At 41.4% G+C, this 12068-nt stretch carries 11 protein-coding genes; 1 reads left to right on the forward strand and 10 read right to left on the reverse strand.

Going from position 1 to position 12068, the window contains the following annotated elements; all coding sequences use genetic code 11:
- Positions 1-285: 285 nt before the first annotated feature.
- The 5 genes from ISG33_RS15755 to ISG33_RS15775 form a co-directional block, all read right to left on the reverse strand.
- The gene (locus ISG33_RS15755; RefSeq protein WP_195734593.1) at positions 286-867 is read right to left on the reverse strand and encodes a hypothetical protein; all 582 of its coding nucleotides are present in this window, start codon (positions 865-867) and stop codon (positions 286-288) included.
- A 33-nt stretch (positions 868-900) separates the two neighbouring features.
- Positions 901-1089, reverse strand: coding sequence for a hypothetical protein (locus ISG33_RS15760; protein ID WP_195734594.1), 189 nt, complete (start codon positions 1087-1089; stop codon positions 901-903).
- 148 nt (positions 1090-1237) lie between these two features.
- A complete protein-coding gene (locus ISG33_RS15765) occupies positions 1238-1744 on the reverse strand; it encodes a hypothetical protein (protein ID WP_195734595.1) in 507 nt (168 codons plus the stop codon).
- A gap of 261 nt (positions 1745-2005) precedes the next feature.
- On the reverse strand, positions 2006-3604 hold the full coding sequence (locus tag ISG33_RS15770; protein WP_195734596.1) for a PH domain-containing protein: 1599 nt from the start codon (positions 3602-3604) through the stop codon (positions 2006-2008).
- Positions 3597-4136: a PH domain-containing protein gene (locus ISG33_RS15775; RefSeq protein WP_195734597.1), complete on the reverse strand. Its 540-nt coding sequence runs from the start codon at positions 4134-4136 to the stop codon at positions 3597-3599. The genes ISG33_RS15770 and ISG33_RS15775 overlap by 8 nt, the downstream gene beginning before the upstream one ends.
- 233 nt (positions 4137-4369) lie before the next feature.
- Between ISG33_RS15775 and ISG33_RS15780 the strand changes: the two genes are divergently transcribed.
- On the forward strand, positions 4370-6436 hold the full coding sequence (locus ISG33_RS15780) for a putative bifunctional diguanylate cyclase/phosphodiesterase (protein WP_195734598.1): 2067 nt from the start codon (positions 4370-4372) through the stop codon (positions 6434-6436).
- A 112-nt stretch (positions 6437-6548) separates the two neighbouring features.
- On the opposite strand, the gene ISG33_RS15785 is transcribed toward ISG33_RS15780, so the two are convergent.
- The 5 genes from ISG33_RS15785 to ISG33_RS15805 are packed head-to-tail and all read right to left on the reverse strand — an operon-like array spanning position 6549 to position 11986.
- Positions 6549-7010 carry a hypothetical protein gene (locus tag ISG33_RS15785; RefSeq protein ID WP_195734599.1) on the reverse strand — a complete coding sequence of 154 codons (462 nt, stop codon included), beginning with the start codon at positions 7008-7010 and terminating at the stop codon, positions 6549-6551.
- Positions 7010-8236, reverse strand: coding sequence for a hypothetical protein (locus tag ISG33_RS15790; protein WP_195734600.1), 1227 nt, complete (start codon positions 8234-8236; stop codon positions 7010-7012). The genes ISG33_RS15785 and ISG33_RS15790 overlap by 1 nt, the downstream gene beginning before the upstream one ends.
- Positions 8237-8246: 10 nt before the next feature.
- Complete coding sequence (locus ISG33_RS15795) at positions 8247-9404, reverse strand: response regulator (protein ID WP_195734601.1); 1158 nt, start codon at positions 9402-9404, stop codon at positions 8247-8249.
- Between the two features lie 3 nt (positions 9405-9407).
- Complete coding sequence (locus ISG33_RS15800; protein ID WP_195734602.1) at positions 9408-11366, reverse strand: response regulator; 1959 nt, start codon at positions 11364-11366, stop codon at positions 9408-9410.
- The gene (locus ISG33_RS15805; RefSeq protein ID WP_229333643.1) at positions 11366-11986 is read right to left on the reverse strand and encodes a heme NO-binding domain-containing protein; all 621 of its coding nucleotides are present in this window, start codon (positions 11984-11986) and stop codon (positions 11366-11368) included. Before ISG33_RS15805 ends, ISG33_RS15800 begins: the two co-directional genes overlap by 1 nt.
- Between the last annotated feature and the right edge of the window lie 82 nt (positions 11987-12068).

A 12068-nucleotide genomic window follows, 5' to 3' on the forward strand; every position in this document is an offset into this window, starting at 1 on the left:
ATAAGCAACTATTCCTAAACAAATCACCGAATATTGTTATGCTGAAACACGATTACTATTGGACAACGCGGGAGCAAGGTTGCTTGTAAACTGTTTGCTGATGCAGGTATCGCACTGGTGAGTATCATACGGTGCGGTGACAACAATGATTTGTGGATAGCAGAGTTTCCCAATAGCAACTGCACTGCATATGTCGGAGCTAGTACCGTCGCTACCTCTTATTACCTGCTGTGCGTTGCCGGACGCAATTACTTGCTCTTGTTAAGAAATGGCGTAAATGAATGGCTATTGTACTGTTATGGATTCACAGGAATTCTTAGATAACCACTTATCAATTGAATTCTTATTAACTGAAATTTTAGTTATCTTAATACTCCTTTCCGTAGAGTCGAAATCCAGGCTAAATATCAACTCACCATGTCCTAAAAACACACCTTGAGAAGGCACAGAGAATACATTCTGAATATTTGCGCAACTTAATAATGCGCCAAACCTACCAGTAAATATTTCGTTAAAATTATCGATGAGTTCTTCTTCTGTACTTATAGTCAACTCATAATCCTCTACCAGCATGCTCTCATTTTTAAAGCTAACTTCTAATGGATAGTCAAAGATTTCGGCTGTCGCGGTTTTATTACCATTTGCAATTAAATATTTAATCTGCTTTAAAAAACTACTTATTTCAAATGGAGTAAGAAAAGAGTCACAAGAGAAGTATCGCCCATTTTTATTTAAATCATGTTCAATATCGAATTTTTTGTGAGCATAACTATCAGGCAATAGGTTCCAAGCGTTTTCCAAACACCCTTTTTCCTTAGAATCAAAACTCACGACAGTTATGAGCATAAAAATCATTGCTATTTTCATAAAATGTTTACCTGTTGTGGTTGAATTTAAATATTATTTTAATCTCCATTGATAAAAAATAATAAAAACCGTTGCGATAACAGCTACATCAAAAACATCAATTAAAAAACTATTTATCCCTAACTCTATGAGCAATACTTCTGAGAGTTTTAAAAAAATCGAAACTATTATTGTTAAGAAAATGACAGGCAACACGATTGAGGTTACTGTTTTGCTATTCATTTTTCTGTTCGTCCTCTATTGTTTATTAGTAACCTTTACCTTCAGCTAGTGGCGCGGGAACAAATAACTTAGCCAACTGGCAACGAGTGACCAATCCAACCGAAAAGAGCTTCCCTTTGCGCTGATGACCTTGCCCGTTTCAGCAAAATTACTCTTGAAACTCTTCGAGCAAGAGTTCCAAGGCCGCTCTTCTCCACTCGGGCATAGGTTTAGCTAATGCATTGATAATTTTATTACGGCAATTACTCAGTATCATTTGGTCTATAAAACCTTCAATACCGTCAATAACGCCAATGGCGTTACAAAGGACTTCATAATTATCAACTATTGCTAAATCAACTAGTTTTTCCAAATAGTCAATTGGATTCATATTCTCCATTGCATATACTAAACTTCCACGTCTCCCTTTAGTTTCATCTCTCCCAATCATTTCCCACAGAATGGGTAGCGATTCTTTACAGTTAAATTCTTTGATCAAACTACAATATAAACTTCTCTCGGAAATGAATGTTCTATCCGATAGTCTATTATGCAACTGCTCCAATATTTGCTCTCGTTTACCTTGAGAGTCGATGTTTTTTGCGAACTGTTGAATACTAATCTTATCCTTTCGAATTTGATCCGCCGCAAATTCAAGATCTGTGTAATCAGTCACTTTAACTTCCTCTTTATCATCCTCTTCTACCTGCTCTTCTCTTTCTTCCGAGCCGCCGTCAGTTTCTTGAATATTGAGGAAGTCTCCGTAGGCCTTATCACGATATTCTTTAGCATCAAAATCGCCTAAAGTATCATCTCTTTAATCTAATCATTAGGATAGTAACTTACGTTATAGACAAATTTATAGAGTAGCGCACCCAATACTGCTAATCTGCGAACGCCTTCTAGTCTAGCAACAACACATTTTCAGAATCGGATATTACATCCAACTCCTTTTATCACTTACCAAAACATCCAGCACTCGGTTTATTTGCTTGCGCACAATATACTCGTCCATGTAGGGCACGGATAAAGCCCCTGAAGCCAGAACCACTCTCAATGTCGCCAGTTTATATGGGCGCATAAACGAGTTTTGTTTAAAGTGTATTTGCTGCACTTTATTTATTGGGAAGCAGTAATAATTAACACCTAAGAAGCCCTTTCGTATGTAAGCAAAATCACTGTCGAAGCTATAGCCCCAGCGCCACCAGCGCAGCGTAATAATTGCTATAAAAAAGGCAAAAATACCCAATCCAGCCAGCCAGCCCCAATCGTTTTTATGTTGCAATGTAGCGCCTATCAATCCCGCCAAAGGCAAAGCAAATAACGCTGCATTTTTTAAAATAAAGCGTTTAGATATAGCAGCAAAATTTTGACTAGGAAGTGCTTGCTCCGGCATCACATCGTGCATTAGCTCTGCAGATTCTTGCGGAGTTACCGACGGAACCAAAAGCTTGTTAGCCAGATGCTGACCCGGTTGATTTTGATTGACTGAGCCGGTTTTGTTTTGTTCGAAATACAAATTCACTCGTTTTAGCAATATGTCGAGCCAGTCTTGCTGCTGCACCATTAACTGAATGCGACTTTGCTTCATGCTCACCTCTTGTTTGGTGAGTAATCCTGAACGGCGAATATAGCGATCATCAGACTTGCATAAAGTGTAGCCGTAGAACATTAAGATCGAGCCAACAACAGAAAACAACACGATGATAAGCATCAGCAACATGGCTAGCGATAGCACATGTAAAGCAAACTCCCACCAAGCAAGTGTTTGTATACTAAAGTAAGCTTCAACATCAAAACCGATTGATACGAATAATTGTGACAAAGCGTCGGATATCGAGGCGTAAAATGGCGCTAGTGCCCCAAGAAATATCCACACTCGGTTATTTGATACACCATGTATCACAAGGTCCTTCATAGAGCGTCGGTTAAGTTCAACTTCATTCACAGCTGGAGCTGAAGAGGCTGACTCAACCTGCCCTTCATTACCCTGCTCTTCGTTTAGTTTATTTTCGTAGTTAGTTTCTATAACCGTTTTTCTAAAGGCTTGCGCTAAATCCATTTTTAGCGCAATAATTTTTGCTTCCTGTTTGGCACTGCCTGCAGTATCAAGCTCTACGCAAGCAAAATTATTAAAACGATAATACAGAGGTTGCTCTAGTTTTACGTTTTGTATACGTTCGAAGGGCAAATCGATATGCGACTTTTTAATGACCCCTTGCTTAATTTCTACACGTTGCCCCTGCACTCTAAAGCGATAGAAAAGGAACTGTAAAAAACCGATAAGCGCGAGCACCATCAGCAGCGCAAGTACAATAAAAACGACCAACAGTGGTTGGTCTTTGAAGGTCGAAAAATTAACTGCGACGATAGGAACAAGATAAATAAAATTGTTGGCGATCAGAAACAAGGAACGCACGGTAAAATACAAAATACTGATGGGCGACAAGCGCTGCCATTCATCGCTAGCGCTGTTTAACTCGAGATCTTGGCCAAGTTCATTGCCGTCATTTAGTGCTTTATTCAACTCATCCATTCTCTTTCACATCCTTATGGTCGAGAATGTACTGTCGTAGTTGAATGGCTTGTTCATGTACCAAACCAGGAATTTGAAAAGCGTGGTTTGCACCACCGGCACTATACACTTGCAAAGTAGCAAGCCCCGCGCTTCTCTCAATAGGCCCGCGTGCTATTTCAATATGTTGAATGCGCATAATAGGCTGGCTAACTAAGCGTCGAAAAAATAATCCCGAGTGAAAATGCACGTCGTGTTCTCGAATAGCATATTGTTTTTTAGGGTCGGCAAAGAAGTGATAAGTCGCCCCACTGATGCTAATAAAAATTAAGCAAAAGGTAGCAAAAAAACTCACATCCGCCACTGTACTCGACAACTCGAAAAGTGGCTGCCAATGAACGATTGCGGAAATAAGCGCGAGCGCTCCCCATAGAATGAGGGATATTTGTATGTTCAATACTCTGTATCGCGGCGATAAAGACTGTAAGTCCATCTCTTCCACCTGGGGTAGGCTCTGTAGATGGATCTGCTGGTTTGAACTGATGTCTGTCATGTCTTTATTGTCCTCAATTTGCTGCTACTTTAACTGCCTCATATACGCAAATAAGGCATGTTAGCGAAGTTGACTAGTTTCACAAGCATTAGTGTACGCAATTAGTCAGCGGATGAATAAGAGAAATGTGTAAGAATTTCTATTGTCAAAAAATATACCTGCTTCTATTTATTCATACCCTCAATTATGCACAAAGGCTTTCAATCAAACTTGGCAAGACTATAATTCACCGAATGTTATTTAAAACGATTCGCTCAACCCTAACGACATTCAACAGTCTTGCAATCGCAGGCTTGTGCGCGGCGGTGCTCACCTTTTCAATATTAACGCACGAAGATCTATACAGTGAGGCGGTAACGAGCGATCTCGACGCCCTTTCAAATAACCTTTCTCAAGATCTCGTTCCATATTTAAGTGGCGATGAAGCTGACCTAATCGACATTCGAACACTACTGTTGCGTTTAGAAGAGTATGAAAATGTAAAGTTTGCGGTTGTTTTCGACAAAAACTACCAACAAATTGATGTGCACGCCGGAAACACCTTACAGGTTGACGGTAAAATCGACATGACGGTAGACCGCGAACAATTGATGGATATTCCGTTCGGCATGTCGAGTAAAAATGGAGAGTTATACGCCTATAAGCGTGTCGGTCAGGCCAATATAGCTGAAGTTGGCTATTTGCTAATTGTCAACGACCTCGAGAAACCACTTGTTCGAAGCAAGTTATCGTTGTTGCTGAAAGTATTGCCACTCACCTTCATCGTTATAGCTATAGGCATCGCATTATCATTATGGCTGAACAGCCGATTGTTGTTTCCACTGCAAAAACTGGCAAAGCTGGCGCATAAAATCAAAGAAACTAACGACTACTCGATTGATATTAAAGTGCATGGTAAACAAGAGGTGCTCGACCTAAGCAGCGAATTTAGCGGCATGATGGATACCATTCATAACGAAGAAATTAAAAACAAACGCTATACCAAGCAGTTAATGCAACAACGCAAAGACATGGAGCGATTGGCGAATTTTGATAGTTTAACGGGTTTGCCTAATCGCCAATATTTCATGGAAACGCTAAGAAAATCGCTCAGCATTGCGCAACGTGAAGATGACGACTTAGTGTTGATGTATTTTGACCTCGACGGGTTTAAAGGCGTAAACGACACTTATGGCCACGAAGTTGGCGACAAACTCCTCATTGAAGCGAGTAAGCGTACTCAGCGCTTTTTGCGTCATGGCGATCTGATAGCGCGCTTGGGTGGAGACGAATTTCTGATTTTACTCTACAACAATCCTAACGACTTCGTTGTAAGCGATATCGCCCAACGCATTATTAAAGAAATCAGCAAGCCCTTTGATATTCTCGAATGGGAAATCCTTATTAGCGCAAGCATTGGCCTTACTCGCGCAAAAGACGCTAGCTACAATCTCAGTGACTTTGTTAGCAATGCAGATGTTGCGATGTATAAATCAAAATTGGAAGGGAAAAATACCCACACCATATTTGTGCATGAAATGATGGAAGACAACAAACGTAAACTCATGCTGGCAAATAACCTTATGCCGGGCTTGAAAAACGGTGAGTTTGAACTGTATTACCAACCTAAAGTTGATCAGCAAGAGGAAATCGTTGGTTTTGAAGCACTGCTTCGCTGGAATAGCAGTGAATTTGGCTTTGTGTCGCCTGTCGAGTTCATTGGTATAGCGGAACAAAGCGGTAAGATCAGTGAAATCACCTACTGGGTGATGGATCAAGTAATGCAAGATACACCAACTTTGATTGAAGCCTTTGGAGATGAAACTGTTGTATCGCTTAACCTATCCGCTCACGACCTACGCAATAGCAATCTATTCGAAGATATTCAAAACCTGTTCGCTAAATACCAACTTCGCCCACAAAATATAGAGTTTGAAGTAACCGAATCAACGTATTTAGAAAACTTCGATATGGCAAATGAGTTCTTTCGAGACATACGCGAAATTGGCTCTAGCATCGCATTAGATGACTTTGGAACCGGATACTCGTCGTTGTCTTACTTAACACAAATAGAATTACACACCTTAAAAATCGATAAACAATTCGTTGATAATTTGGGAGTGTCAAAACGCAGTACACTAGTAACGACAACCATCGTCGAAATGGCAAAACAGTTGAACTTGAATATATGTGCCGAGGGAGTGGAAACGAGAGAGCAGCGCGATTTCTTGGTAGAGAGTGGTTGCCAACAACTTCAAGGTTACTTGTTCGGCAAACCAGCGCCGTTAGAAGCCATATTAAAAACCTTTGGCACCAAATAAGCTGGTTTCAGGCACGCTTCGTTTCACTCCTAGTATTTTTTAGCAATAAAAAACTCAGCCATTGCTGAGTTTTTACCCATTTATACGTTGCTAGTACTTGCTGCCAAATAGACTATTTGGTTTCAAACACTACTTTTAATGAATCGGGAAGCTCCGTAGCTTCATCCACATAAGTCACTGCACCTTTATTATTCATGACGTAAGCAATGGCGCTTTGTTCAGATGCCAACTCTCGCGGTGGCTTACTTTTACCAGAGAAACGCATTTGAGCCCAGTAGCTTTGTATACGTGATTCGGTTAAGCCCAGCACGTGCGTATTAAACTGCAAACGAGTACGATGATCTGGCTCTAGCGCAACCGCGCTAAGCTCATATTGAACAGCCCCGCCTAAAAATAAGGACTTCACCTCTTGGCGGCTGAGGCTAATTTCTTCATCGACGTTGGCTATCAGTTTTACTTTTGCAAAAGCGGTAGATATCGGCGTTGTCCATAATATAGCAAGAGACAAACCCAAGCCCACCCTTCTACCAAATGACTTATTGTTGTTGATTGACGCGAGCAAATTATTCTTCATTAGAATATCCACTCCACAGCAAATTGATATAAGAGCGCTTCTGGTTTTTGCGATGTGCTGTCTATAACATCGAAAAATGCTCGATCGCCCTGCTTGCCACTAAGGAAACTTAGCTCTGCCTTAAGTGCTATGTTAATAGTGTAATCATAACGTATTCCCACGGTAAAACTATCTAAGCTATCAACAGGCAAAGAGTTTATAACTTGTTGATAACCAAAACCTAGAGCATCTAACTGCGGATTAACACCAAAGGGAATTTCGCTTGGAAAGCTGCCATATTGCGCATCGCTGCTGGCCAGTGTTGCATGGAGCAATACTGCGGGAAAATGATACCCCATACTCAAATAACCCGCGTCCAAATCAGGAACGAAGAGAATATCCGAGCGAATAGCCGTAAATTCAGAACGAATATAATAGTCGATAGTCTCGTATGATAAACCCAGCTTGTAGAAGCTTGCATTACCATCGATATCAAGTGAATTGGCGCTTTGCAAGAAATTCAACTGCCGTAAGACATCTTGAAATCCACTCAACTCTTGGTTTATTACGGAAACCGAGCCCTCATGATAAGCCGCGGAAAAGAGGAAATTTCTCCACTGAGCGTCGCCTGCAAGCCCGAAAACGTATTGAACATCAGCCTCGCGGCGATCGCCAGAAACGACAAGTTCGCCCTCAAAAAAGCCATAATATGCATTTAGAGACCCCGTGATTGAAGACGCTGAATACTTGTATCGACTTGTTAAGCCATCGAAATCAGAAAATACGTAATTTGTATAAACTTGTATAGGAGGTGAAATCCAATCGTAGGCAAAGCCCACATCTATTACATCGCTGTAATTAAAAAAAGGAATGCGTTGACGTCCTAGTTTAAATGACAAATTAGTTGTCGGCTCGTATTGTAAATACAGCCACTGCACGCCACTTTTTCTGCTTTCTCCACTGTGGCCTAACACCTGAGCGACCACAGATAATTTCTCGGAGTAGCTAAAATCACCACGAATCGCGAGTAAGCTCTGCTCTGAAAACGAAAGCTCATTGTCATAGCCTACAAAACTGAGGCTGTCATCGTCGATCGCGCCGCTTACTATTCTGCCAAAGCCGCTAAACTCAAAACTACTATCATCGGCTAGGCTAGGCAATGACGCCAATGCGAGCGCAAGAATACATAATCCATAACTACATATCTTGGCAACATACTGCGGGGTGTATTTGCAAAGTATTTTCACGTTTTATTCACTACCCTTCTAAGTCAAAAGTAAGCACAACCAAGCGGTCTCGTAAGGTAGTTAGATTGTCTTCTACATGCATCCCCTCATCTATGTGCAATATCATTTCCGATGCCTTGCTGTTAACTGTGGTGGAAATGGTTTGCTCTTGAGTTTCAATTAACCCCAGTTTAAAGAAACAATCGTCGAGTTCACTTTGCATGTCTTCCATAATATGCATGGTTTTTTGCTTATGCTGGGTTTGCATTTGGATGATCATTTCCATTGTGGATTGAATATCTTGAAGTTCGTCGCGAAGGTTATTGATGCTGAGGTCGCTATTGGCAACATTGCTCGCTGGAGCATCATCTAAACTTCCAGATATTTTCTTATTTAGAGCGTCGGTATCCTCAATGATCATCATCAGATTGTCGCGTAAGTCGCCTCTCTCCATTTCGTCATCGGGCATATTTTTTATGATCACCGACACACTTTCAAAATTGACAATGTATCGGCTACCCTTCTCCAAAAATCTCGCTGTCATTGAAGCAGCTCTATTTAACAAGTCTTGCTCTAATGGAGTAATCATCATTTGAGATGAACGATTTATTATGCGTTTATCAGTGCGTAATTGCACACAAGCATCAATATTTAGGCCGTCAAAAACATCGAACAAAGCGCTAATCAGTGCCTCTGGTGTTCGTATCTTCAAGCCACTGCGTAAGAATCCCAGTACCGTCCCTAGATGACCAGCGCTCGCAATTACCGACATCACCATATCGGTAGTTTCACGGTTTTCGTCGGATAATTCGGCAATACGAGCTCTATCCTCAATCACTACTTTTACTTTTCTTGCAACTAGTGTGGCATCGATAGGTTTAGTCAGGTAGTCAAGGCCACCCACGTCGAAACCACGCAAAATCTCCTCGGTGTGCGTATTACCCGATACAAACATCACTGGCATTTGCGGGGCTGTTTCAAGAATTTGTTTACATGTTTCGTAGCCGTCCATATCGGGCATAACAACATCGAGCAAGACAAGCTCAATATCGGGGTCATCTTTCACCATTTGCACGGCTTGAAAACCACTTGTAGCGGCGACTATCGCGTACTTATCTTTCAATACTTCCATCAAAATGCGAAGTTCATTTGGAGAGTCGTCAACAAGTAGAATTCTATTCTTGTTCATTCTTTATCCTATCAGCGTGATCGCAGTGTTAATTGAAGCTGAAACGGCCGCTGTATCAAATTTAAGCATTGAATCTTTGGCATGCAGTAACTCTTCGTGAAGCTGAGGAGACAGTTCGCATTCAAGAATGTCGTTAAGTATGTCTTCAGCAGCAAATAAGTCTTTGTTTACTAACGTTAAAAGCTCTTCCAACCCAGATTTGATATAGTCTAAGCTTTCTTTTCTCAAGTCGGTAGTACTTGTTGTCTTAATGGGGTTATCGACTGCAGCAAAGTTTTTATTAAGCCCTTCTAGAAAGCGCTGTACTTTTATTATCGCCTGCTGTTTGGGCCAACTATCGTGATTGATTAACGAAGCTTCATATTCACCCGCCCAATCCGCAAGTTCAGTGATACCTAAGTTGCCAGCACCACCTTTTACCTTATGTAATAAAATAATAGCGTTCGTGCTGTCATCACTTTGTTTTAACTCACTAACTTTCGCTGCGAAGTCTGCATGCTCTTGCAAAAAGCGCTCGATTAGAGAATACAGAAGGGGCCAGTCTCCACCAAGTCGGTCAAGACTACTCTGGGTGTCGATACCATCAATCAGCACCGTCTCTATTTCTACATCCTGACTGTCAGTTTCTCCCTCTGTCACTGCACTTAAATACTTTAATACAACTGCTCTTAAGCTCTCACGCTCGATGGGCTTTGAAATATGATCTTGCATTCCTACGCTATAGCACTCTTCAACGTGCTCGGTAGAGTTGTGAGCGGTCATGGCGACGATCGGTACATCAGCATAAGCCTTATTAGAAGCTCTTATCAATTGAGTTGCTTCGATCCCTCCCATCACAGGCATTTGCAGGTCCATCAGTACCAGGTGATAGTCGTTCATCTCCAGCATATCTATCGCTTTTTTGCCATCGTCTGCTAGCTCAACATGACAATCCCATTTGGATAGCATTTTCATTGCTATCATCTGGTTTACAGGGTTATCTTCAACCAGCAAAATACGACTATTAGTTAGGCTTGCTTCATCTGCTGTGTTAACAGTACGAACCAAAGTCATATCTTCTAAGGCGGCGTCACTTGTTTTAAAACAAATGTCTACATGAAAGGTAGTGCCCTCACCCAACTCACTCTCAACGGTAATTTCGCCATTGAACATTTCAACCAAATTTTTAGTGATGTTCATACCCAAGCCAGTACCACCAAAATCACGGGTTATGCTGGTATCGGCTTGCTCAAAAGCCGCAAAAACAGTACTGATGTGCTCCTTGCTAATGCCTATTCCGGAATCAGCAACGGTTAAACGATACACACCTTTTGAATTGAAAGGTGTGAATGAGAGAAACACGCCGCCGTTGTCGGTAAATTTAATGGCGTTGGATAATAAGTTGCTGATAATTTGGGTCAGCCGAAGTGGATCAGTTATCAACACATTTGGAACGGCCGCATCAATGTTGAAACGAAATTCTATGCCTTTGTTTTTAGCATCTAAAATGAACGGGGCGCAAACCGATTGGAAATAGGTTTTTACATTAACCGGTGATAACTCTAGCTCTACTTTTTTTGCTTCAATCTTAGAAAAATCAAGAATATCATTTATGACACCTAACAAATGCTTGCCAGACGTAAGCGCCACCGAGACTAATTCTTGCTGCTCTAGGGTAAGTTCCTCGTCAGAAAGCAAGGTTAATACGCCCAACACACCATTCATTGGTGTTCTTAGCTCATGGCTCATATTTGCGATGAAATCAGATTTAACCTGCAGGGCAAGTAAGGCGTCATCGCGGGCCTTTTGCATTTGTGAGGTGCGTTTTGCGACTAGCTTTTCCAAACTTTCGCTGAGCTTTGACAGCTCCCGGTTCTTTTGAAACAGCTGTTTACTATTTATCTCGAGTAAATCTTCAGCTTCCTTTCTTGCTAATTGCTCCCTGGCCAGTCGCTTTTCCAAGCGGATGAGGTCGCTGGGCATTACTGGCCCTCGGATCTGAGTGTAAAAATAGTATTGTGAATATCTTGCTCAACCCAGTCTTTACGTTCAACCGTGAAAGACTCCCCATAATACGAAGATGTGGATGCAATTAATCCTTCGGCTAAATCAGCAAAGCCTCTGGTTGATTGATAATGAAGTTTAAAACCGTCATCATCAGTAAGCGCGTCTTGATAGGAAAAATGGGGAAGCTCGGCATCGGGATAAAGTTTTCGAACTTCAACATGAATGTGTTTATCTATTTGCTTAAGTAATTCTAACGTAGAGCCGGCTTCTTTAAAAAAACTCTCAAACTTCTCGGTAAACACCTTTCCAAGATGCACGCCAAAGGTGTGTATCAGCTTTGGTACGGGAATATCAACTTTAGCGCTCAATTCAACCACCATGTCGACTAGCTCTACATGGTCGTAGGTTCCTACCGACGTATAAGCCCCACCAGACTTAGGATTTGTTGCGTCAATCAAGTCGTCTAACATATCCTCGCCAAACGCGGCTTCAACCATCTGTGAAAACTCAGTAAAAACGATACCTTTCATTGCGTTACCTTGTAAAAGTGAAGAAAAACCCTCCTTGTTACCGTAAAGCTCAATATTATGTGTCACTTGCTTCCATGGAACTACCTTTCGCACCTAGAGTATGCGTTTACGCTTTAGAATAAAGTATGAATAGTTAGACTTAATTATA

Source organism: Marinibium conchae (assembly GCF_015595035.1).
GTDB lineage: Bacteria > Pseudomonadota > Gammaproteobacteria > Enterobacterales > Alteromonadaceae > Glaciecola.